This is a genomic window from Solibacillus cecembensis (assembly GCF_050272495.1).
Taxonomy (GTDB): Bacteria; Bacillota; Bacilli; order Bacillales_A; family Planococcaceae; genus Solibacillus; species Solibacillus cecembensis.
The window spans coordinates 14,997-39,395 of record NZ_JBNNMF010000002.1 but is presented as its reverse complement, the minus strand read 5'-3'; the positions used below and the strand labels follow the sequence as shown (position 1 = coordinate 39,395).

The following is a 24,399-nucleotide window of genomic DNA, read 5'->3' as shown; positions in this document are numbered from 1 at the left end:
GTGGAGAATAGATTATGCAAAAGATAGCAACAATTTTTGACAATGCTTTTTTACTTGAACCAACAGCATTTGGCGATCATCGCGGATTTTTCATGGAAAGCTATAATGCTAAAGTATTCGAGCAATTAGGTTTAAGTTATAATTTCATTCAAGATAATCATTCGCTTTCAGTAGAACCGGGAACTTTACGTGGATTACATTATCAATTAGAACCGGCTGCACAAACAAAATTAATACGTGCTGTTCGAGGGGCTATTTATGATGTTATTGTAGATATTCGCAAAGGTTCGCCTACTTATGGTCAATGGCAAGGATTTATATTATCTGAAGAAAATAAACACCAATTACTAGTACCAAAGGGATTTGCACATGGTTTTTGTACAATTGTCAAAAATACAGAAGTGCAATATAAAGTGGATAGTTATTATTCACCTGAAAATGATCGTGGTATTGCTTGGAATGATCCTGCATTAAATATCGATTGGCCAACAACTAATCCAATCTTATCTGATAAAGATAACAAGCATCCAAATCTAGAAGAAGCTGATAATAATTTTACGTTTTCAAAATAAAGGAGTTTCTCAAATGAAAATTTTAGTTACAGGCGGCGCTGGCTTTATTGGTAGTAATTTTGTGAATTATATGATTCGTAAATATCCAAGCTATCACATTGTCAATGTAGATGCATTGACATATGCAGGAAACTTGGAAAACCTGAAGGAATCTGAAGGTAAATCTAATTATGAATTTGTAAAGGCAGATATTACTGATTCAGAAATGATGGATCGTTTAATTGGCGATGACGTTGAAGCTGTTATTAACTTTGCAGCTGAATCACACGTAGATCGAAGCATTACAAATCCAGGTATTTTTGTTACGACGAATATTCAAGGGACACAAGTATTATTAGATGCTGCTAAAAAGCATAATGTGAAAAAATACGTGCAAGTGTCTACGGATGAAGTATATGGCTCGTTAGGTGAAGAAGGTTACTTTACAGAAACAACACCATTAGCGCCAAATAGTCCATATAGTGCAAGTAAAGCAGGGGCGGATATGCTAGTTCTTGCTTATCACGAAACATTTGGTTTACCCGTGAATATTACACGTTGTTCAAATAACTACGGACCATATCATTTCCCAGAAAAACTTATTCCTTTAATGATTATTAATGCATTAAACAATAAACAACTTCCTGTATATGGTGATGGTAAAAACGTACGAGATTGGCTACATGTTGAAGATCATTGCAGTGCGATTGATTTAGTATTGCACGATGGTAAAGTCGGCGAAGTATATAATGTAGGCGGTCATAATGAAAAAACAAACGTTGAAGTTGTAAAAGAAATTTTGAAGCAATTAGACAAACCAGAAACGTTAATTCAATATGTAGAGGACCGTTTAGGACATGACCGTCGTTATGCGATTGATCCAACAAAGCTTGAAACAGAATTAGGGTGGAAGCCTAAGTATAATTTTGAATCAGGTTTAAAAGATACAGTACAATGGTACTTAGACAATACATCTTGGTGGGAAAATATTATTTCTGGTGACTACCAAAATTATTATAAACAACAATATGACGGTAAACTATAATGAAAATTATGGTTACTGGGGCGAATGGGCAGCTAGGTCAAGAGCTTGTAGTACAACTAAAAAATACCGCATATCAGCTATATGCTTTTACTAAGCAAGAATTAGATATCACAAATATTCAACAAGTTTCAGAAGTTGTAAATGAAATCCAACCAGATGTCATTATTAATGCAGCTGCCTATACAAATGTAGACGGTGCGGAAACAAATAAGGACTTGGCGTTTAATGTGAATGCTTATGGTCAGCGTAACTTGGCTATTGCAGCAGAAAAAATTGGTGCGAAAATTTGCTATGTAAGTACGGATTATGTATTTAATGGAACAGCCAATTCTCCATACAATGAGTATGCTCAAGTAGAGCCATTGGGAATTTATGGTGAATCTAAATATGCCGGTGAATTTTTGACGAATACGCTGAGCTCTAAATACTTTATTGTACGAACGGCTTGGGTTTATGGCGAGTACGGTCCGAACTTTGTTAAAACGATGCTTCGATTAGCGGAAGAGAAGGATGAACTTGGTGTTGTACATGATCAAGTAGGATCGCCTACCTATACTGTTGATTTAGCCGAATTTATTTTGCAATTAATAGAGACTGAGAAATATGGGATTTATCATTGCACGAATAGTGGTACATGTTCTTGGTATGAATTTGCAAAAGCAATTTTCGAGTTAGCTGGAAAAGAAATCAAGGTGAACCCATTGAATTCAGATCAATTCCCACGACCAGCTAAGCGTCCAAATTATTCTGTATTAAGTGATATGGCGATATCAGTGAATGGCTTTGGTGCTAGAAGACATTGGAAAGAAGCCTTAAATGAATATATAAATAAAAATAACAATCTATTGTAGATTGTTATTTTTATTTATCAAGTTATAATACAAATGTACCATTGGATAGAATAGAGGGTTAGTATGGGGAAAATAACAGTACAAATTGTTACTTATAATAGTGCAAAATATATAAAAACTTGCTTGGACTCCGTGATGTCACAGTCATATCCGATAGATGAAATAATTATTGTCGACAACAATTCCACAGATAATATCGAAGGAATTTTAAGTGAATATCAAGAAATTACTTATATAAAAAATAGCAATAACACGGGGTTTTCTGGAGGGCATAACCAAGCGCTTAAACAGTCTAGTTCAGAATATGTATTGGTGTTAAATCCAGATATTATTTTAGATAAGGATTATATTCGAAATATTATATTAACGATTTCCGAAAAGGAAGATGTTGGATTAGCGACAGGTATTTTATATAGAAATTTGGCGTCGCGTATTATTGATAGCACGGGTATCAATATGAAAAAAAATAGAAGAGCGGTTGATCGTGGCAGTGGCGAAGTGGATAGTGGCCAATATAATGACCAAACTTCTGTTTTTGGTGTTTCAGGTGCTGCAGCTATTTATAAAAGGGAAATGATAAACTCAATCACAATAGATGGAGAGTTTTTTGACGAAAGTTTTTTTGCGTATAAAGAGGACGTAGATGTTAGCTGGAGGGCTCTAATAGCTGGTTGGACAGCTTACTTTGTACATGATGCAGTTGCTCAGCATGATAGAGGATGGAAAGATAATGCATCTCGTAAAGATATCTCAATCGTAACGCGTAAAAGATCGTTTATTAATCGCTATTATTATATTATGAAAAATGATCAAAAAAGCTATTTACTTCTACATTCGCCGTTTATTCTATTATATGATTTAATAGTTCATATATATATGATTATAAAAGAAAGAGAATTATTAGGTTCATGGAAATTATTTAAGGGCAACTATAAAGAAATGCTACAAAAACGTATTTTTATCCAAAATCATAAAATGGCTGCAAATAAAAAAATATATTCCTTTTTTAAAGGGATATGGTAAGGATTGAAAAAGGTGGATTTAAGCATTGTCATTGTAAATTACAATACAAAAAGGCTAACAATGGATTGTATAAAATCCGTTATTAATTCGAAAATAGGCTTCACTTATGAAATATTCGTTGTGGATAATGCTTCTACAGACGGTTCATGTGAAGAGATTATAGCAACATCACTGAACGTGGAGTTAATCCAAAATAAAGAGAATGTTGGTTTTTCAAGAGCAAATAATCAGGCGATTGAGCAAAGCACAGGGAGATACGTATTACTTTTAAATTCGGATACAATTGTAAATGAAAATACATTAAATACTATGCTTCAATTTATGGATATAAATCAAGCGATAGGTGCGTCGGGTTGTGAAGTTAATTTACCTGATGGATCATTGGATAAGGCATGTCATCGTGGGTTTCCAACACCTTCAGCATCACTATACTATATGCTCCAATTATCGAGGTTTTTCCCGAGAAATCCAAAATTTAACGCATACCATCAATCGTATTTAAATATGAAGTCGATACATGAAATTGATTGTTTAGTAGGAGCGTTCATGTTAATACGACGTGAAGCGATTAATGAAGTCGGAATGTTAGATGAAGAATTTTTTATGTATGGTGAGGATATCGATTGGTGTTACCGTATAAAAGAAGCAGGTTGGAAAAATTACTATAATCCTACTGTATCCATTATTCATTACAAAGGTGCTAGTAGTAGAAAAAAGCCGTTTAAAATTGTCTATGAATTTCATCGTGCCATGTATTTATTTCATAAGAAACATTTTGCAAGAAAATATCCTTTTATTATAAATGGTATCGTTTATTGTGGAATTGGGTTAAAATTAGGTGTATCGGCACTTAGTAATTTAGCGAAACATGGTCGATAAATAGACTATTTTCATAAAAAGAATGAAAGATACAAGGTGATTAAAGTGATAAGAGGAAAAGAGCGCTTTATAACGCAGCTATATATGACGACAGACTTTTTATTTATTCAAATTTCATTTTTAGTTGCTTGGTTTTTACGATTTAAAGTTTTTGAGGAACAACAAGGCTCGTATTTACCTATAGCAGATTACTATATATGGAACATTGTATATTCTGTAGCATTTTTAATAATTGGGTTTATGATAGGGTTGTATGTGCCTAAAAGGAAAATGAAGTTTGCTTATGAAACATCTAAAATTATTCAAGTGCATTTATTTAGTATGTTTGCTCTATTAAGTGTGTTATTTCTTGTGAAAACAATTGATATTTCACGTTTGTTTTTAGTGTTTTATTTAGTGATAGGTATTATAGCGGTTGTAATTTATCGCTTTATTTTAAAACAAACGCTACGAAAAATGAGAAGAAAAGGGTTTAATCAACAATTTGTATTAATTTTAGGTGCAGGAACCATAGGGAAAACTTATGTGCGTAACTTAGAAAATCATCCGGAATATGGACTTTCTGTATTAGGCTTTTTAGATGATTTTATAAATGTTAAAGGTAAAAACGAATCACAAATTTTAGGGAAGATTAAAGAATTACCGAAAGTGTTAGATGAACGAGTTATTGATGAGGTGGTCATTGCACTACCGTTGACGGCTTTTACAAAATACCAACAAATTATTCTCGATTGTGAAAAAGCGGGCGTACGGGTTTCAATTGTCCCAGACTTTTACGATATTTTACCAGCAACGCCGCATTTTGAACGTTTTGGTGATTTACCGATTATTAATGTCCGTGATATACCATTAGATGAATTTACAAACCGAGTATTAAAACGAGCATTTGATATTGCATTTGCACTGATGGCAATTTTGATAATATCTCCGATTATGCTGGCAATTGTTATAGGGGTAAAATTAACATCTCCTGGACCAGTATTATTCAAACAAGAGCGTGTTGGTTTAAATCGTCGTACATTTTATATGTATAAATTTAGATCGATGAAGCATATGCCAGAAGCTGCATCAAATACACAATGGACTGTTGAAAATGACCCGCGCAGAACTAAGTTTGGAACATTCTTAAGAAAAACAAGTTTGGATGAATTTCCACAATTTTTTAATGTGTTAAAGGGAGATATGAGTGTTGTTGGCCCAAGACCAGAGCGACCATATTTCGTGGATCAATTTAAAGAAGAAGTACCAAAATATATGATTAAGCACCATGTTCGACCAGGGATTACTGGTTGGGCACAAGTATGCGGTTTACGTGGAGATACGTCAATAGAAGAGCGAATTGAACATGATATTCAATATATTGAAAATTGGACATTATTGTTTGATATTAAAATTATTTTTAAAACGATTTTCAATGGATTTGTTAATAAAAACGCCTACTAAAGTATTTTATAAAGTTAGCAGATTCTAAGATTACACTTGTAAATTTATGTAGATGTTCAGGAGGTCGGTCATGAAAAAAATCCGTAAAGCCATTATCCCAGCAGCAGGGCTAGGGACACGCTTTCTTCCAGCTACAAAAGCAATGCCAAAAGAGATGCTTCCAATAGTAGATAAGCCAACAATTCAATATATCGTCGAAGAAGCAATTGCATCTGGTATTGAAGATATTATTATTGTTACGGGTAAGGGGAAGCGTGCAATTGAGGATCACTTCGATAATGCACTAGAGCTTGAGACAAACTTAATTGAAAATGGCAAGCTGGAAATGCTTGCAAAGGTGCAAAAATCCGCAAATGTAGAAATTCACTATATTCGCCAAAAGGAACCACTTGGACTTGGACATGCGATTTGGTGTGCGCGTAAATTTATTGGTGAAGAGCCGTTTGCTGTTCTTTTAGGTGATGATGTTGTGAAGAGCGAAACACCTTGTCTAGCGCAGTTAATGGCACAGTACGATAACACATATTCTAGTGTCATCGGTGTGCAGGAAGTGCCTGATGAAGATGTACATCGCTATGGTGTAATTGATCCTGTTAATACAAATGAACGTTTAATGCAAGTAACACAATTCGTAGAAAAGCCAACACTAGAGGATGCACCATCAAATTATGCAATTATCGGACGTTATATACTGACACCTGAAATTTTCCGTTTCTTAGACGAGAAGAAAAAAGGGAAAGGTGGAGAAATTCAACTTACCGATGCAATTGAATCTTTAAATGGCATTCAACGAGTGTTTGCGTATGAGTTTGAAGGGCGTCGCTATGATGTAGGTGAGCAATTAGGCTTTATCGAAACGACGATTGACTTTGCGCTTGACCGAGATGATTTAAGTGAAGGCGTTAAAGCGTTAATCTTAAAAAAGGCTAAACAGTTAAGTGGTGAAACGTTATGATTTTAGTGGTTGGTGGAGCGGGTTATATTGGTAGCCATTTGGTTAAAGAATTAGTTAAAACGCAAGAAGTTGTAGTGCTGGATAATTTGAGCACGGGACATCTTTGGGCGGTAGATTCAAAGGCTAATTTTGTGCAAGGTGATTTAGGTGATTCGGTTACTGTTCAACATGTTTTTAATACATTTCAAATCGATGCGGTTTTACATTTTGCAGCATTTAGCTTAGTAGGAGAGTCAGTACTTGACCCGATGAAATACTATGAAAATAATGTAGTAGCAACCTTGAATTTATTGAAGGTTATGAAAGAAAATAATGTTAATAAATTTGTATTCTCTTCTACAGCAGCTACATATGGTATGCCATCTGTAGATTTGATTGACGAACAGACACCTACTTTACCAATCAATCCATATGGACGTTCTAAATTAATGATTGAACAGATGTTGGCTGATTTTGCTGAAAGTTATCAATTGAACTATGTTGTATTGCGCTACTTTAATGCGGCAGGTGCTTATGAAACTGCTGAAATTGGTGAAAGTCATCATCCAGAAACACATCTTATACCTATTATTTTGCAGCAATTATTAGGTAAAAGAGAATCTATTTCAGTATTCGGAACAGACTATGATACCCCAGATGGTACTTGTATTCGTGATTATATTCATGTAACAGATTTAGCGAAAGCCCATTTACTGGCTCTAGAAGGCTTGTTGCATGGCACTATAAAGATAGCAACTTACAATTTAGGGAATGGCAATGGTTATTCTGTAAAAGAGATTATTGAAACATGTGAGCGTGTTACAGAAAAACGAGCGAATGTGAATTATGTTGAACGACGTGCTGGTGATCCTGCAAAGTTAGTAGCAAATGCAGAGAAGATTTATAAGGATTTAGGTTGGAAGACACTGATTGATATTGGAGGCATTGTTAAAAGTGCATGGAATTGGCACTCTAAACAAAGCTATTAATTAACCAACTCGACACAGCTCGAGTTGGTTTTCTTTTATTCTATATGTCATAATAGACTTATAAAATTTAGCCTTATAAAGCGAGGATGTTATAGTGCTTACAGAAATAGTAAAAACAACATTACTAAATTGTTCGCTAGTTGATAGTGATATTATAAAATATAAAAGTCGTGTACAGGCGATTCATGATACATTGCCACGATATGAGTTAACGGGATGGATGGATTCGCCATTACAGGACCATGATGCGCTGCTTGCTTCTATTGAGCGTGTGGCAAGTGAAGTTCGTGCTTGTGCGGATGTGCTTGTAGTTGTTGGGGTTGGTGGATCTTTTTTAGGTGCGCGTGCGATACAAGAAGCATTGATGCCTTATTTTGGTTTAGCTAAGAGTGGTATTGAGGTTGTGTATGTTGGACTTAATATGAGTGGGGCATATATTAAAGAGCTGCTGGCGTACTTAGATTCGAAGCAAGTGTATGTCAATGTTATTTCGAAGTCGGGTGGTACGATGGAGCCGGCTCTTGCTTTCCGTACGATGCGTTTGTATATGGAAGAGCGCTATGGTGACAAATCAACGGAGCGTATTATTGTGACGACGGATGCTGAAAAAGGGATTTTAAAAGGCATTGCGGATGAAGCGGGTTATCGTCAATTTGTCATTCCAAATGATGTTGGTGGACGTTTTTCGGTGTTGACGCCTGTTGGTTTATTGCCTGTAGCAGTTGCGGGTGTTGATATCCGCGCATTAATGGCTGGGGCAAAACGTAGTGCAGAGGAATTGGCTGAATCGGATTTATCGAAAAATGATGCTTACAAATATGCGGTCATGCGCCATATGTTATATGAGGAAGGTTATTCGATTGAGCTTCTTGCATCATTTGAACCGGGTTTAAACAAGTTCCATGAATGGTGGAAGCAGCTGTTTGGTGAAAGTGAAGGGAAAGTGAAAAAAGGTCTTTATCCATCCACAGTTAATTTTTCAACGGACTTACATTCAATTGGTCAATTTATTCAAGATGGTAAGCCAATTTTATTTGAAACATTGCTTCACTTTCATGAAATTGAAGGGGATTTAAAGGTGCCATTTGATCCACGCAATGAGGATGGTTTAAATTATTTATCGCATCGAACATTTAATGAAATCAATGCCATTTCAAAACAAGGGACGGCACTGGCACATGCTGAGGGGGGCGTACCTGTTATTCAGCTAGAGCTACCTAAGCTTGATGCGTATCATCTAGGGTATTTAATTTACTTCTTTATGAAAGCTTGTGCGATGAGTGCTTGCCTACTTGAAGTAAATCCATTTGATCAGCCTGGTGTCGAGGCATATAAACGTAAAATGCTAGAGTTGTTGCAAGAAGAGAAGGTGTCGAAATAATGGTTGTAAAAGAATTGTTTTATCAGTGGCAGGAAGTAGCGTTACCAGATTATTTAGCGGAAGAGTTGGAGTTGATCGTATTAGATGAAGCTGCAATTGAAGACCGATTTTACCAGTATGTATCATTTGGGACGGGCGGCATGCGTGGGGTGCTAGGCGCGGGGACAAACCGCATGAATATTTTTACGATTCGCCGTGTTGCACAAGGATTAGCACAGTATATAGCTGCAAACGGTGAAGAGGCGAAACAACGTGGAGTCGTTATTGCTTATGATACACGCCATTTTTCTCATGAATTTGCTTATGAAACTGCTCGTGTGCTCGGTGCAAATGGCATTAAAGCTTATGTATATAAAGAAGCACGTCCTACTCCGCAATTATCGTTTACGGTGCGTGAGTTAAATGCTTATGCGGGTGTTGTCATTACCGCAAGTCATAATCCGAAACAGTACAATGGCTTTAAAGTGTACGGTGAGGATGGGGCACAGCTTGTTCCATCTGGGGCCAATGCGATTATCCAGCATATGAATGAAATTGAGGATATTTTTAATATTGCTGTGGCAGAAACAGACCAGCTTGAGAAAATGAATTTACTTCAGTGGATTTTAACAGATTTAGATGAGAAGTTTATGGCGCAATTATTGACATTGAAAAATAATGATGCGATTGATTATAATATGAAGCTTGTGTATACACCGTTACATGGCGCGGGTTTAGTGCCGGTTGTAGAAGGTTTGCAGCAATTTGGTTTTAAAGAGGTACATCTTGTATCAGAGCAAGCGGTGCAAGATGGTGCATTCCCAACGTTAGCCTATCCAAATCCTGAGGAAGCTGCCGCGTTTTCTATGGCAATTGAGCTAGGGAAGCAAGTAGGTGCCGATTTGTTATTGGCAACAGACCCAGATGCCGATCGTTTAGGTGTTGCCGTTCGTAATGGTGATAATTATGAGCTGTTAACAGGCAATCAGTTAGGCGCATTATTACTACATTATATTTTAAAAACAAAGCAAGAGAATGGCACGTTACCAACAAACGGTGCGATGTTAAAGACCATTGTAACTTCAGAACTAGGAACAGCAATTGCCGCTCATTTTGATGTTGAAACAGTTAATACATTAACAGGTTTTAAATATATTGCAGAAAAAATTGCGGAATTCGAAGCGACGGGATCTCATACATATGTATTTGGTTATGAGGAAAGCTATGGTTATTTAATCGAAACATTTGCGCGTGATAAAGATGCCGTTCAAGTGGCGTTAAAAGTAGCGGAAATGGCTGCCTATTACGCGACTTTAGGAAAAACATTGTTACATGCGTTAAATGATATATACGAGCAATTTGGTTACTATCAAGAAGCGTTAATTTCAAAAACGTTCGAAGGCAAAGATGGTCAAGAGCAAATGAAGGACATTTTAAATGATTATCGTATGAATCCACCAAAAGCGTTTGCAGGCATTGTTGTCGCGCGTGTAGAGGATTATTTAACTGGAATGGCAACAATGACTGATGGTACGAAGGAATCTATTCAGCTGCCTAAAGAAAATGTGTTGAAGTTCATTTTAGAAGATGGCTCATGGGTAACCGTTCGTCCTTCTGGAACAGAACCGAAATGTAAGTTTTATGTTGGAGTTAAACAGACAAGCCTAGAATCCGCTCAACAGTTGATTGATGAGCTAAAAATGGCGTTTTGATGAACAGAAAAATATAGAATGTTATGATATTTCATTTATTTATTGTGGGGATTTTACAAATAAATTACAATATAAAGTAAGTGGTCTTATTAGAATTGAGTATAAGGCAACAACAAAATTAAAAAAAGTCGCTAAGTGGGGATAAGCAGTTAGTAACTTTACCAAAAGCATTGTAGAATGAAAATTTCTGCAGTGCTTTTGTTTTTTATATAAGGTATTTGATGTATTGGAGTTTGAATCTAGAAGAGGGTATAAAAAGAAAAGATACAAAAAAGGTCATTTAATTTCTCCGTTTTGCAAATATTGATCTAATAAAGCATTAGTTGCATTCTCTAGCGCTGTGCCGTTTAATAAATTTTTTCCTGAAGTCGGTTGCTATAAAGATACTCTATTTTTAATTGCTCAACTTCTTGTTAAAGCTCTTTAATTTTGTTGATTAAATTGGGAATTAAATTTGGGTAATTCAATTGAGCGATTGTTTCCCCACCAGAAATGATTTCACCCGTTGCATAGTTCTGTAGTAGAGTCTTCCATTTTTTACTGTGACGTAAATCGGATGCTTGAAGACGATTGCAATTTGGCAACTCAATTTCAATTTGTCTAATGTTCCATTATAGCCTGTATAATTTTTCCTACTCTCTCATATTTCACCCTTTAGTATATCGTATGTGTATATATTGTTTTCTCTTTTTGGTGTTTTAAATATAAGGACTAATCATTCGATGACAAGTAAAAAAATAGTACGTACCTGATCCACGAAAAATTTTAAATTAAAAATACGATAGTTGAAGTTTAAGTAGTACTGTTCCAAAATTCTCCTCACACGTCTTAGTGGATTTTTGTTAAAATTATAAGTACGTACATAGAAGAAATGAGTTGAAGGATAAGATGAAGAAATTAGTCATGCTAGTGCTGGCACTTTTTTTGTTTAGCGTTAGTTTTGTGCCGCGAACATTGGCTGAAGAAATAAAGTATTACACGATTGTTCCTGAGGATGGGACGGTTATGACGGCGAGCGCGGATGCGAATGGCATGAAAATCATGACTTTAAAGCAGGGGACGCGTGTAGCGCTTGTTCGTCAGGAGGCAAGTTGGACGAAAATTGACTATAAGGGTCGGCTTGGCTGGGTGAAAAATGAAGCATTAACACCATTTAATCAAGATTTATTGCCGATTTATTCGACATATTATAAGAAATTGGATAAAACGGTGGACCTTATTTATGCACTCGTTGCGGATTTTACGCAGGACGGGGTAGAGGATCTGTATGTTGTGACGGATGCGAGCCCTTCAAAAGGGCAGTATGTCGCGACTATTTATAGTGGCGAGAAAGTCATTTATCAAAAGAATTTAAAGCATGGGCTAACTGTTTTAAAAAGTACAACGGATCATTATTTATTCCATCATGCACAAAAGAACGCAGAAAAAAAGTATAAGCTCGCTGAATTAAATGACCAGGCGAAAACCGATTATTACGAGGCAAGTGGTGGGAAAAATTCATTTCAAATTGCGACGAATACCTATTTGAATTCGTATTATATTGTGCAGTCGGGTAATAAAATAGTGGAGGAACTAACGCTAACGCGTGAGCAAGTTGCTTCAAAAGATTATACGGGTGGCAAAGAGACGAATGAATTTGGTGAAACGGTTTATCAAGACAACTATTCCGTATCTCGTGATGGCAAAACGACGACTTTATTAGAAAAGGAATTTGATGAGTTATTTGCCTATTATGAAAAGGCGAAAGGTGCCAAAATTATTTATAGCGATGATTATCAATCGGCCTCTTTAGCGACTGATTTTTCATTTAAGGTAGAGCGAACGAAGCAGGAAATTTTGGAATTGGCGTCAACTGTACTTTCGGATAAAAAACAGCTTGAGGGAGTCGTGGGACTTGATGAATTGAAGGTGAAATTAGCACAGTCCCTTCTATTAGAAGTACCTTATGATCAGGCGATCCAACGCAATGCGGCGACTTACGTGAAAAATGTTGAAAAGGGCATCATCAATGGTTTAGCTGGCTATGATGGGAACTATTTCGCCAAAAGTGACGTGGAGTTTGCGCAAGAAGGGATGCATTATTTTGAGCGGACGCCAATTGATGCGGTCATTTATGATTTTTATGGTGTGAAAATTGATACAGAGGAATTCAATAATTTGGCTTCAGTTGATTTCCGTCATTTGGACGAGCAAACGTATGAATTTCCCGTTGAAAAGTTGGAAGAACTTCCGAAAATGTACACTTATCGTCAGCTTGTCGGCATTGAATCGTTAAAAACAGGCTATGAGGCATTGCAATATGTGGATTATGAAGTGCCTGTTGATATCGCTATTTCTGAATCGAATGAGCAAATGCTAATTGCAGGGGAGAAGTTAAAAGAAGGGTATGTCCTTTTGAAGCGCCTACCATTTAAATCAGGTGTGAAATGGATTTATATCGATACGGTAGAGTATATTGATGGTTTGAATGTGGATCAGTATGAAACGTATGAAAATTCATTGGATATAGTCCAAAAGTTTGTAGCTGAGCAGCAAGTAGCAACAGGGGAACAAGAGTCACCTGTTGTAGAAAATGTGACTGAAAAAGAGAGTGATATGAAGCGAGAACCAGCCGAGTCACAAGGGTCATCTATTTTAGGGGGATTATTAGCAGCTGGATTGGTTTTGCTTATTGGTGCTGCTTCGGCGGGTTTCTATATTTATCGTAAAAAACGTGAAAATTGATTGGTGAGATTTATTTGTTTTTGTACGCGGATATATGTGAATTGAATAAAAGGGAACCCCCCACTCGTCTTTCTACCATAGGAAGATGTGTGGGGATTTTTTTAGTTGGGATTGAATGGGTGCTAATCAAAATGTAGGTGGATTAAATTAGCTAATAAACTCCAAAACTCGAACTATCAGCTCCCCAAAAAAAGCCAATAGTAATTTAGGCTATATAAAAATAATGGTATATGTAATAGAAAAAATCCAACACTTCCACTAATTATATTAAATATCTCGTAAATATCATAATATTGGATTCGTTGTAATATTTTTTTAACAAAAACGTAATGTAGTCTATGCTATAATCAATTGGAATTGCATTATCAATATCTTTTAATAGATAAGTAATTTCAGAGCAATCATTAACCCGTCATATTCTCTTAAATACATAAGAAGAACGATAAGGTAATGGCTCAACTATAAAACTATGTGTAATCGCTATTTTAGGTGATTCGTATAAAGAAGCATATTAGGAGGAAATTTTCCCATGTCAAAAATTAACAAAAGTCGTAAATTTTTCGCAACAACTGCTACAGCAGCATTAGTAGCATCAGCAATCGTACCAGTAGCATCAGCTGCTAACTACACAGATGCTGATAAAATCGCACCTTGGGCTACAGAAGCAGTAGACTTCTTATCAGAAAAAGAAGTAATCGGTGGTAACCCAGATGGTTCATTCAACCCACGTGGTAACATCACTCGTGGAGAAGCTGCGAAAATGTTCACAGCTGCTTTAGAATTATCTGAAGAAGGTACTGAAGATTTCAAAGACGTATTTGCAAAAGATTGGTACTATGGCCCGATCGTTGCAGTATCAAATGCAGGTATTGTAAATGGTATTGGTGCTGGTTTATTTGCTCCTAAAGCAAACTTAACTCGTGCAGAAGCTGCAAAAATGATCGTAGAAGCTTATGGTTTAACAGGTGAAGCAGATTTATCTACATTCAAAGATGCTAAAACTGTAGCAGGTAAATGGTCTGAAGAGTACTTATCAACAGCAGTAGCAAACGGCGTAATTAACGGTAAAGACGGTAAATTAGCGGCTAATGATTCAATCACTCGTCAAGAGTTTGCTGTTATGTTCAAACGTGCAATTGACGTTGCTGAAGAAGTTGATTATGCTGCTGAATTAGCAAACGCATTAACTGACTTAGCAAAAGCAACTAAAGCTCTAGAAGTTGAAGTTAAAATCGAAACAATCGCTGAAACAAAAGCGGCTGTAGCAACTGCAAAAACAGCAATTACGAAAGCACAAGCTGCATTAGATGCTGCTGTAAAAGCTGGAGAAGCAAAAGCAAAAGCAATTACAGCTGATGAAGCTGCAAAAGCACAAGCGACAATTAACGCTGCAACAGAATTAGTAGTAGCAACAGAAGCAAAAATCGCTAAAGTTGAAGAAGCTGCGAAAGAATTAACAGTTGAATCAATTGCTGCAACTAGCGCAACTCAAGTAGCAATTAAATTCTCTAAAGCTGTAAATAAAGAAACATTATTTGCAAACGGTATTAAAGGTGCATTAGCAACAACTCATGATACAGTTTCAATTAAATCTTTAGACGATAAAGCTCCAGGTACTTTCACTGGTGAATTAAGTGAAGATGGTAAAACATTAGTTCTTACAACTCAACATGAATTAGAAAAACGTTATGACTTCACTGTTAAAGGTTTAAAATCAACTGACGGTAAAAAGCTTAAAGAGCACAAACAAATGGTTACAATCGAAGCAGATACAACGGCTCCAACAATTGTTGGTACTGAACAAATTGCTACGAACAAAGTAAAAGTTAAATTCTCTGAGCCAGTTAAAGCACATACAGCAAAATTAAAATACGCTGATGGTACAAATTTAACTACAGGTGATACAGTTAATATTGCTGAAGGTGCTACTTATGTTATCGTTGACTTAGCAGCAGCTGGTATCAAAGTAAACACACCAATTACAGCTACATTTAACGGTTTAAAAGACAAAGCGGGTAACCTGTTATCACCAAACCCATCTACTGTAACAATTACTAAATTACCACTTGATGGTATTTTACCAACTGTTTCTGAAATTACACAAACTGGTGCTAAAACATTCACTATTAAATTCTCAAAAGATTTAGGAGCTCAGCCAAAAGTAACTGTAGGAACTACTGTTATCGCAGCAACTTCTATTGAAGAAATTGCAGAAAATGAGTATAAAGTGACAACTACAACTGCATTAAAAGGCATTCAAAAAGTAGTAGTAAGCAACATTTTTGATTTATCTGGTCAAGAAGGTGAAAATGTAACGAAAAATGTTACATTTAACGAAGATATTACAGCGCCAAAAGCAACTTCTGTAGAAAAAGTAACAGTTGATGGTGTTGAATACCTTGAGTTAACTTTCGATAAAGAAGTGACTGAAGGAACAGTAAATGTAACTGGAACATCTCATAAAAACTTTATTTCAACTTCAGTAACTAAGAACAATGTAGCAGTTAAATATGCGACTAAATCAAACAAAAAAGTAGTACGCGCTGCTCTTAAAGACTTCGCAACTGAAGAAGGTTCTGTATACACATTGGATATCGAATCTAATACAGTAACAAGCTTATTATCAGATATTAAAGTTGCTAAAACCTCAGCAACATTTACTCGTGGTAAAGATCTTGCTTCAAACGTAACAAAATTAGGTGCTCCTTCTGTTGTTGCAACAACTACTAAAACAACAAATGATACAGTAACTGTAACGTTCACTGGTGAAGTAGACGGCGAATCAGCAACAAACATTGCAAACTATATCGTTGACGGCTCAGAAGTACAATCAGCTACTTTAGCAGCAGTAGTTAATGGTAAACAAACAGTAACATTGAAATTTAAACAAGATTCATTAACATTTGATGGTGCACGTAACATTACTGTACAAAATGTAAAAGCATTAGGTTCTTCAGTAACAATGGATAAATTCATTACTACAGTTAACTTAAATGAAAATGTACGTCCAACAGTTGCAAAAGCTGAATTAGACGGAAATGATAAAATCAACTTAACATTCTCTGAAAAAGTTACAAATGTAGATGCTGGAGAAGAGAAAGATTTCGTACTATTTATTGGTGGTAAAGAATCAAATCTAAAAGTTTCTGCTGCAGTAGCAACAGCACAAACTACACTTGTATTAACTATTTCTGGTGGTACAATTTCTGGAGCAGATTTAACTGCAGGTATCACAATCAAACCAGCTTCAACAATTAACATTAAAGATGTTAACTCAAACGAATTAAACTTCACTTCAATCGACGTTAAATAATTTCGTTTAGATTATTAACTTATTGAATTAATAAAGGTTCCGTCTAGGAGAAATCCGAAGCGGAACCTTTTTTATAGATTAGGAGTCCCATTTTTTATGAGGTAAACTTTCCAAATTTTATGTGTTGATCCTAGTAATATGCATTATAATGAAAGGATTCAATAGATAAGGAGAGAATAAATTATGTTGAAAAAGATGGTCGTTGCATTTCTAGCTGTACTAGTTAGTTTAGGTGCAGCGGGGTATGAAGCCAAAGCAAGTTCGTATGGCGTAATTGAAGATGGGACAAATCGTACGCTTGTACCGTTACGCATGGTTGCTGAAACGTTTTCTGTACCGGTAAAGTGGGATAATGAGAAAAAGGTTGTAACAATTGATGAAGTCTACACTTTGACAATGGGCAGTAAAGTAATTAAGAAAAATGGTATTGTGTTAAAGCAAATGGATACACAGCCAAAAATGGTTCACAATGCCGTGTATGTACCTGTAAGAGAAGTGGCGTTTTTATTTGATGTTCCAATGACATGGAATCAAGTGAATCGACAAGTGTCCTATCAAGTGGGAGAAAATACATATAAAATTTCGGCTTACAAAGAAGCGGTTGTTAATAAACCAAAAGTGTCTGTTAAGAAAAAGAGCATCAACGCTGGCGGGAAAAATCTTTCGGTTAATGTCGTTTCCGTCAATTTATTAGCACCTAATACATCACTTCATGTGGAACTAGCAAATAATAAGTTAGGTTCAGTCGATAAGTTAACATCGATTGCCAAAGCAAATCAAGCAGTAGTCGCTATGAATGGAAATTATTTTGATGCGTATACAAACAATAGTTACCGCACAGTGTATAACGGACTTGTGATGAACGGTGAGCGCGTAAAACCATTCGATCCTAAGTTTTCTGTTTTTTATTATACGAAGGACGGAGATGTAGGCATTTTACCGGGAGCGCAGTTTATGGAATTATTCCAGCAAGGTAATATTCAAGAAGCTCTGCAAATCGGTCCGCGTCTATTAACGAATGGTGTTGTGACGTTAAATCCGGAAGCAGAAGGATTTAAAAGTCCTAAAGTTTTAAGTTCACCAGGTGCGAGAAGTGCCATTGGCATTTCAAAAGACCTACAAATACTATTTGTGACGACACCAGGTGCAACAATTCAACAGCTCGCTTCTATTATGAAACAATTAGGTGCGGTTGATGCCATGAATTTTGATGGTGGTGCATCAAGCGGTTTATATGCAAATGGCAAGTATGTAACAACACCTGGTCGCGATATTGCGGTTACGTTAATAGTCAAATAAAAAGTTAATTCTTTTCGTTAATCCAAAATAATCCAAAAATGCGCAGATTCATTTCATCTCTTGAATTGGCTATGGTATGATGGGAAAGAATTTTAAATCGAGTGAGGAGCAACGGAACAATGAAAAAATGGTTTACAGTACTTTTTTTAGCCTTTGTGACGTTTAATGTTACAAATACAGAACTAAGTTACGCAGATACAATCGTTGAAGAAAGCAATATTGAAACAATAAATGTTGAAGAGAACAGCATTGAAACAATCGTTGAAGAAAACGTTGTTGAGAAAGCAAATATTGAAGAAACTAGCGTTAAGAAAACAACTGTTAAAAAGAATTTAATCGAGAAAAATAATGTAACAATCATTATAAATGGAGAAGAGATTCTTTTTAAGGATCCAATCTTGAATGATTCAGGGCATCTACTTTTACCGATGAGAGATTTTTATGAAGCGATTGGTGCCACAGTTTATTGGAACCAAGAAAAGAAAATGGCGAGTAGTATTCGTAATAATCAAACGGTTGATTTAACGATCAATTCAAAAACGGCAGTAGTAAATGGCAATAAAGTGCAAGTTTCTGTTGCGCCGATTGTCTATAAAGACCGCACGTATATTCCGATGCGTTTTGTAAGTGAAAATTCAGATGGTAGTGTTTATTGGGATGAGGAGAAACAAGTTGTTGAAGTAATATTAAACGACACGGGAGATGGGGAGGAAAACCAAACTCCAGAAGTTCCGGAAATTCCACAAATTCAATATATATTATATATGAATAATAAAAAGATTATGATGGACGACCCGATTGTTAATAAGGGCGGCCGTATGTATATCCCATCAACTTATTTTGTTGATCATCTTCAAAATAGTTATGAAGAGTGGACAGCAAAAGATCGTTTAGAATTAACGATTTCAGGTCTGCATTTTAGTTTTATAGATGGAAGCAGTAATATTTTCATAAACGATGACTTGTATACAGGTGCTGAAAAGCCATTCATGCAAGGTGAGAAAATGTATGTGCCAGTGAAATTTATTATCGATTCATTTAAAAATGGTGGCTCGCTCCGTTATGTAGCCGAGTCAAATACTATGTATATTTCAATGTATGATTACATGTTGACGAGTGACTTTTTAGAAAAATCATATGGTTTTTTAAAGGTTCCACAATTAGTAGAAAACGTTTCATTGGATGGGAATCGCGAATTACTTGTGAGTGATAACCCTGAGGAATTAACGCCAGACCGTATTTCGAGAGCGAATGAAACATTATCGGAATATAAAGTACAAGGGTTAATAGATAGTAAGTTACACCGTGTTTACGGATGGCATATTAACAAGCTTGGAGAAAGAGCTACGATTGCCATTACGATTCAAAATACATCAGATAATACGAGTCTAGAAATAACGAATTCAAAAGGGATGTCGCAAGTTACGAGTAACAGTTGGAGCACATTTGATGTGGGATTACCGTTATCGGATGCCGTATTAACAAACACTTTAGCCGATGCGAGAGAAAAGAAATTTACACTTGCACCAGGCGAGACAAAAGTAATTGATTCATATGAACTTGGTATAAGTTATTTACTTGGTTTTACACATGATTTTGATGTACGAAAAGTGAGTGGCGGGGCAGGTAGCTATACTGTACGTACAGTAATTAGCTTAGAAGAAAATCCAGACTTAGCATCGATCCATTCACCAGTTGTACCGATTAATCAGTATGCGGCACATCCACGTGGCGTATGGCCAAGTTCATCGTTAAAGGTAACATTACCGGAATATACAGTGGATACAGAGCAAGTAGGTTATAATATTTCAAATGGTAAAACAGACCATTTATTAACTGCTGAAAATTCATTGGATAAGATGGATGGTACAGTGGGGAATCCAGGTCATTTTGGTATGACGTACAAGGTAGATATTCCAGTTGTAAATCCATCTGGTAAACTGAAGTATGTATTAGTAAAAATCGCCGGTCGTGGTGGTGTTTACAGTGGTGCGGTTAAAATGAATGGAAAAACATACTTAATCCCAACACTTAAGCCGGGTGAGGAATTTGTTCAACTTCCGGTATTACGAACTTCAAAAAAATCTGACAAGATTGAGTTAGAAATCATCCATGCTGGCGGCAGTAACCTTCCAGTAGCGGTATATGTGGAAACACGATAAGAATAAGTTGAGTGAAGAAAACATGTGATTTTGGCATTTAGTCGAAATTGCATGTTTTTTTCGTGATTTAATGCTCTCCAACCAAAGTTATTAAATTTGAATGACTTATATTTCAATTTCAATAAATCAACCTTTTCCGCCTAGAATTATGATATATTCGTTGAAGGGAAATCTATAGAAATAGGGGAGAAAATAAATTGTTTAAGAGAATATTATACATGGGAATGGCCTTGTTATTTTTACAAGTTTCCATACATACAGCAAACGTATCAGCGGCATTTGATACGAAAGTAGATACACAACAAAAAGTGATTTCACCGGGCGTGACATATTTCCAAGAAAGATATCAATCTAAGGATTTAAAAGAAGTAGTAAATTACTTACATATTGATTTAGCGAATAGCTACACATCATTGGAAATCGGTTTACCGGACCCGATGAATTCATTAAAAACGACGACAAACATAGCGAAAGCGAATAATTACGAAGGACACCGAGTGGTAGGTGCGACAAATGCTGCCTATTTTGCGGGAAATGGTACGCCACTAAATTTATTAGTGAATAATAATGTCATCGTGAATTATGGGATTTTGGGTGAAACAGCGAATAGTCCGACGCAACAGCCAGTAGCTTTTGGCGTTTCGCAATCTGGTAAAGCGATTGCAGATTACTATAAGACAGATGTTTCATTCACAGTAAATGGTGGGAAACATACAATTGATCGTATTAACTATGAAAGAACTCCGAATGCAACCGTTTTATATACGGCGAGTGAAGCATCAACGAACACGAATAACTGGGGTCTTGAAATTGTTGTAACGGGTGCATCGAAAAATACAGAAACATTAAGTTTTGGCGATGTCATTACAGGGACAGTAGAAAGCGTTACGCCATATGGACAAACAGGTAATTCGGCAGTTCCAGCAGATGGCTTTGTTATTTCGATTCAAAATAAAGAGCTAGCAAGTCAGTTTGAAAACCTTGAAGTAGGGGCACCGATTCAAGTGGATTTAGGAATTGATGAAAAATGGATGAATGCGAAATTTATTTTGGCAGCAGGTCCATTACTTGTGAAAGATGGCAAAGTGAATATTTCGATGCCACAATCAGAAGGTTTTTCGAAAACAAGAAGCGATCGTACAGCAGTAGCGATTGATGCGACGGGTAAAAAGGTGTTTTTAGTTACGGTGGATGGCCGTCAAGAAGGTCATAGTAATGGAACGAATTTACCGGATTTAGCATCGTATTTAATTTCAAAGGGCGCACACTCGGCGATTAATTTAGACGGTGGTGGCTCGACGACAATGGTTGTAAGAAATCCAGGACAGGAAGCACCGTCACTTGTGAATCGTCCATCAGGTGGTAGTGAGAGAAGGGTTTCTGCAACGTTACAAGTTATTAACTCGGCACCTCCAGGCAAGTTAAAAGCGATCACAATTGGTGGTGTTGCCAAACAAATGGCGATTGAAACAACGACGAATTTAACCGTTACATCAGGCTATGATGAATTTTTAAACCCTGTTGCCATTCAATCTGAAAAAGTGAAATGGACGGTTGAAGGGGGTATTGGCCAAATTGAAGGCAATACATTTAAAGCAACAAAAGTGGGTACTGGTAAAATTGTAGGAGTTTATGAGGGAGTACGTTCTGAAGTAGCTGTGCAGGTGACAAAAGCGCCAGAATCAGTTGATTTACTCGATTCATTTGATAATGCAGCGGCATGGACTGCGAGCGCGGCAAAAGCGAAGGCAACAATCGGTAATGCTTCGAAAGCGGAGCCATTTCGTGAAGGTTCATCTTCATTAAAATTAACGTATGACTTTACAACAGCTGATACAGGTACAAAAGCAGTTTACGCAGCGGCGAATAAACCAATCGCCATTGCCGGTGCACCGAAGCGATTAGGTGTATGGGTTTACGGCGATGCGAGCAATCATTGGTTACGCGCGAACGTGATTGATAGTCAGGGAACAAAGCATACAGTGGACTTTACAGAGCAGGGCGGCTTTAATTGGACAGGTTGGAAGTATGTGACAGCGGCAATTCCACAAGACCTTTCATTCCCAATTCAATTTGACCGCATTTATGTAACGGAACCGAATGCATCAAATCATAATCGTGGTGTCGTGTACTTTGATAAATTACAAGCGGTTTATAATGATAAATATAAAGAGTTAATGTATACAGATGTGAAAGCTACGCATTGGGCAAGTTCGACGATTGAACTTCTGAACACGAAAGAATTAGTTAAAGGATATCCAAACGGTACATTTAAGCCAGACAGTACGATTACACGTGCAGAGGCAGCGACAATTATTGCGCGTGCATTAGGTATTTCTAAAACGGCAAACCCAAGCTTTACAGACGTGAAGAGCAATCACTTTGCTTATGATGCGATTGCGGCTGTGTCTGAAAAAGGGATTATTACAGGGCGCGAAGCAAGTAAGTTCAGTCCAGATGATAAGTTAACACGCGCGGAAATGGCGACGATTTTAAAACGTGCGTATAATTTAACAGGGACAACGCAATTACCATTTAAAGATGTGAAAAATTCACATTGGGCATATGAAGCGATTCAAACCGTTTATAGCAATCAATTAACGGGCGGCTATCCTGACAATACTTTCCGTCCAGATAAACAAATTTCTCGTGCAGAATTTGCAACATTTTTATCGAAAGTATTAGATAAATAAAGCGTTACATGAAAAGCGTACTATTTTGATTAAAAATCGAAATGGTACGTTTTTTTTGAGAGGAAGAGGAGCTAGGTTTATTAGCCAAATTTGAGGGGAAACTAGCCAAATTTTATCGATAAGTAGCCAAACTTCCGCGCTAACTAGCCAATCATAATATTAACAACCATTCCGCTGCTGTATAATGACAGAAACCGTGTCAAAATTCACTCGCAATTCGCTCTGTACCTATAGTAAAATTCTCATAGGATCTCGTAATTAAGAGTTAAGTTATAGTTTTAACGGTAAAATTCATTAATATGAAGTTATTATTCATAAATAGGTGGGTTATGATGATAAAAAAAATAGCGATTTTTAGTCTTTTAACAGCAATGCTTGGGCAATCTGCTTCGATTGAGCCAGTCAATGCCGAAAGTCCAACAGTTTCAGCAACGCATGATTATCAAGATTTAAGTAAGTCACATTGGGCTGCAAAAGATTTAGTGCAGTTAATTGAAATAGGTGTGTTAGACGCGCCAACTAATGGACATATCAAACCAAATGAGATAGTTACTCGTGCAGAGGCGATTGCAGTTATTGCCCGCGCGACAGGGGTTTCATTGGAATCGGACTTTCAATTAAAGGCGACAGATTTCTCGCCTACGCATCCGTTTTACAAAGAAATTCAGAAGATGGCGGAACTAGGTGTTATCCAAAACGATAATAAAATCAAACCAGAGGAGCCTGTGCAACGAGATCAAATTGCTAAAATTCTTACTCTCGCCTTTCAAATCGAAATCGATCAGAAAAATAAAGCTTCTTTTATAGATATGCCGAAAAATCATTGGGCGAAAGATTATGTAGAGTCGCTTGCAGATACCGAGATTATTAAGGGGATTACAAAGAAGGAATTTAGCCCTCGTTCAAATGTGACACGTGCACAACTTGCTTCGTTAACGGTGCGTGGCATTCATTTTACAAAACAATTGAGTAATTACAACCTTGTGTACGACTATTTGGCGAAGGATTATATTTCGACAACGACTGCCCATAAAAGTTGGTCAAATCAAGTGGTGGCACTAATAAATGAAATTCGAGTAAGCAAAGGATTAAATGCACTTGCGCAAGATCCAGCATTAAGTCAGCTCGCCATTATTAAAGCGCAAGACATGATAAAGCGTGGTTATTTTGACCACACATCGCCTTTTTACGGGGACCCTTGGGATATGGCGACTCTTTTTGATTATGAATATGTAAGCTTTGGTGAAAATTTAGCACGAAACTATAAAACACCTAAGCAAACGGTCGATGCTTGGCTTGCATCACCAACCCATCGTGAAAATTTATTAAATGCGCACTATACGACAACTGGTATCGGTGTAAAGCGAGCGAATGATGGCAACTTGTATATCGTCAACTTATTTGCGAAAAAATAGGGTATT

Annotated in this window: 16 protein-coding genes; all 16 read left to right on the top strand. The window is 36.6% G+C overall.

What is annotated here, in order from left to right:
• The first annotated feature begins 14 nt into the window (after positions 1-14).
• The 16 genes from rfbC (at position 15) to ACQKIH_RS01985 (ending at position 24,393) form a co-directional block, all read left to right on the top strand.
• On the top strand, positions 15-572 hold the full coding sequence (rfbC, locus tag ACQKIH_RS02060) for a dTDP-4-dehydrorhamnose 3,5-epimerase (protein ID WP_427763162.1): 558 nt from the start codon (positions 15-17) through the stop codon (positions 570-572).
• Positions 573-585: 13 nt separating this feature from the next.
• Positions 586-1,596: a dTDP-glucose 4,6-dehydratase gene (gene rfbB / locus ACQKIH_RS02055; RefSeq protein ID WP_427763161.1), complete on the top strand. Its 1,011-nt coding sequence runs from the start codon at positions 586-588 to the stop codon at positions 1,594-1,596.
• On the top strand, positions 1,596-2,447 hold the full coding sequence (gene rfbD, locus ACQKIH_RS02050; protein ID WP_427763159.1) for a dTDP-4-dehydrorhamnose reductase: 852 nt from the start codon (positions 1,596-1,598) through the stop codon (positions 2,445-2,447). Before rfbB ends, rfbD begins: the two co-directional genes overlap by 1 nt.
• A 63-nt stretch (positions 2,448-2,510) precedes the next feature.
• Positions 2,511-3,470, top strand: coding sequence for a glycosyltransferase family 2 protein (locus ACQKIH_RS02045; protein WP_427763157.1), 960 nt, complete (start codon positions 2,511-2,513; stop codon positions 3,468-3,470).
• A 12-nt stretch (positions 3,471-3,482) separates the two neighbouring features.
• Positions 3,483-4,349: a glycosyltransferase family 2 protein gene (locus tag ACQKIH_RS02040; RefSeq protein WP_427763156.1), complete on the top strand. Its 867-nt coding sequence runs from the start codon at positions 3,483-3,485 to the stop codon at positions 4,347-4,349.
• Between the two features lie 45 nt (positions 4,350-4,394).
• Positions 4,395-5,792 carry an undecaprenyl-phosphate glucose phosphotransferase gene (locus ACQKIH_RS02035; RefSeq protein WP_427763426.1) on the top strand — a complete coding sequence of 466 codons (1,398 nt, stop codon included), beginning with the start codon at positions 4,395-4,397 and terminating at the stop codon, positions 5,790-5,792.
• Positions 5,793-5,862: 70 nt separating this feature from the next.
• Positions 5,863-6,747 carry a UTP--glucose-1-phosphate uridylyltransferase GalU gene (gene galU / locus ACQKIH_RS02030; RefSeq protein ID WP_427763154.1) on the top strand — a complete coding sequence of 295 codons (885 nt, stop codon included), beginning with the start codon at positions 5,863-5,865 and terminating at the stop codon, positions 6,745-6,747.
• On the top strand, positions 6,744-7,715 hold the full coding sequence (galE, locus tag ACQKIH_RS02025; RefSeq protein ID WP_427763152.1) for a UDP-glucose 4-epimerase GalE: 972 nt from the start codon (positions 6,744-6,746) through the stop codon (positions 7,713-7,715). Before galU ends, galE begins: the two co-directional genes overlap by 4 nt.
• A gap of 94 nt (positions 7,716-7,809) precedes the next feature.
• Positions 7,810-9,096, top strand: a complete 1,287-nt coding sequence (locus ACQKIH_RS02020; RefSeq protein WP_427763151.1) for a glucose-6-phosphate isomerase — start codon at positions 7,810-7,812, stop codon at positions 9,094-9,096.
• Positions 9,096-10,787 carry a phospho-sugar mutase gene (locus ACQKIH_RS02015; protein ID WP_427763150.1) on the top strand — a complete coding sequence of 564 codons (1,692 nt, stop codon included), beginning with the start codon at positions 9,096-9,098 and terminating at the stop codon, positions 10,785-10,787. The genes ACQKIH_RS02020 and ACQKIH_RS02015 overlap by 1 nt, the downstream gene beginning before the upstream one ends.
• Positions 10,788-11,675: 888 nt before the next feature.
• Complete coding sequence (locus ACQKIH_RS02010) at positions 11,676-13,511, top strand: SH3 domain-containing protein (protein WP_427763149.1); 1,836 nt, start codon at positions 11,676-11,678, stop codon at positions 13,509-13,511.
• A gap of 529 nt (positions 13,512-14,040) precedes the next feature.
• On the top strand, positions 14,041-16,824 hold the full coding sequence (locus tag ACQKIH_RS02005; RefSeq protein WP_427763147.1) for an S-layer homology domain-containing protein: 2,784 nt from the start codon (positions 14,041-14,043) through the stop codon (positions 16,822-16,824).
• Between the two features lie 183 nt (positions 16,825-17,007).
• Positions 17,008-18,123, top strand: a complete 1,116-nt coding sequence (locus ACQKIH_RS02000) for a phosphodiester glycosidase family protein (RefSeq protein WP_427763145.1) — start codon at positions 17,008-17,010, stop codon at positions 18,121-18,123.
• Positions 18,124-18,242: 119 nt separating this feature from the next.
• Positions 18,243-20,285, top strand: coding sequence for a stalk domain-containing protein (locus ACQKIH_RS01995; RefSeq protein ID WP_427763144.1), 2,043 nt, complete (start codon positions 18,243-18,245; stop codon positions 20,283-20,285).
• Positions 20,286-20,482: 197 nt separating this feature from the next.
• Positions 20,483-22,978, top strand: a complete 2,496-nt coding sequence (locus ACQKIH_RS01990; RefSeq protein WP_427763142.1) for an S-layer homology domain-containing protein — start codon at positions 20,483-20,485, stop codon at positions 22,976-22,978.
• A gap of 332 nt (positions 22,979-23,310) precedes the next feature.
• Entirely contained in the window at positions 23,311-24,393 is a 1,083-nt protein-coding gene (locus ACQKIH_RS01985; RefSeq protein ID WP_427763140.1) for a CAP and S-layer homology domain-containing protein, read from the top strand.
• Positions 24,394-24,399 lie beyond the last annotated feature (6 nt).

Excerpts from the sequence above, each read along its gene's own strand:
- rfbC (WP_427763162.1), top strand. The coding sequence starts at position 15 with ATGCAAAAGATAGCAACAATTTTTGACAATGCTTTTTTACTTGAACCA.
- rfbB (WP_427763161.1), top strand. The coding sequence starts at position 586 with ATGAAAATTTTAGTTACAGGCGGCGCTGGCTTTATTGGTAGTAATTTT.
- rfbD (WP_427763159.1), top strand. The coding sequence starts at position 1,596 with ATGAAAATTATGGTTACTGGGGCGAATGGGCAGCTAGGTCAAGAGCTT.
- ACQKIH_RS02045 (WP_427763157.1), top strand. The coding sequence starts at position 2,511 with ATGGGGAAAATAACAGTACAAATTGTTACTTATAATAGTGCAAAATAT.
- galU (WP_427763154.1), top strand. The coding sequence starts at position 5,863 with ATGAAAAAAATCCGTAAAGCCATTATCCCAGCAGCAGGGCTAGGGACA.
- galE (WP_427763152.1), top strand. The coding sequence starts at position 6,744 with ATGATTTTAGTGGTTGGTGGAGCGGGTTATATTGGTAGCCATTTGGTT.
- ACQKIH_RS02015 (WP_427763150.1), top strand. The coding sequence starts at position 9,096 with ATGGTTGTAAAAGAATTGTTTTATCAGTGGCAGGAAGTAGCGTTACCA.
- ACQKIH_RS02010 (WP_427763149.1), top strand. The coding sequence starts at position 11,676 with ATGAAGAAATTAGTCATGCTAGTGCTGGCACTTTTTTTGTTTAGCGTT.
- ACQKIH_RS02005 (WP_427763147.1), top strand. The coding sequence starts at position 14,041 with ATGTCAAAAATTAACAAAAGTCGTAAATTTTTCGCAACAACTGCTACA.
- ACQKIH_RS02000 (WP_427763145.1), top strand. The coding sequence starts at position 17,008 with ATGTTGAAAAAGATGGTCGTTGCATTTCTAGCTGTACTAGTTAGTTTA.
- ACQKIH_RS01995 (WP_427763144.1), top strand. The coding sequence starts at position 18,243 with ATGAAAAAATGGTTTACAGTACTTTTTTTAGCCTTTGTGACGTTTAAT.
- ACQKIH_RS01985 (WP_427763140.1), top strand. The coding sequence starts at position 23,311 with ATGATAAAAAAAATAGCGATTTTTAGTCTTTTAACAGCAATGCTTGGG.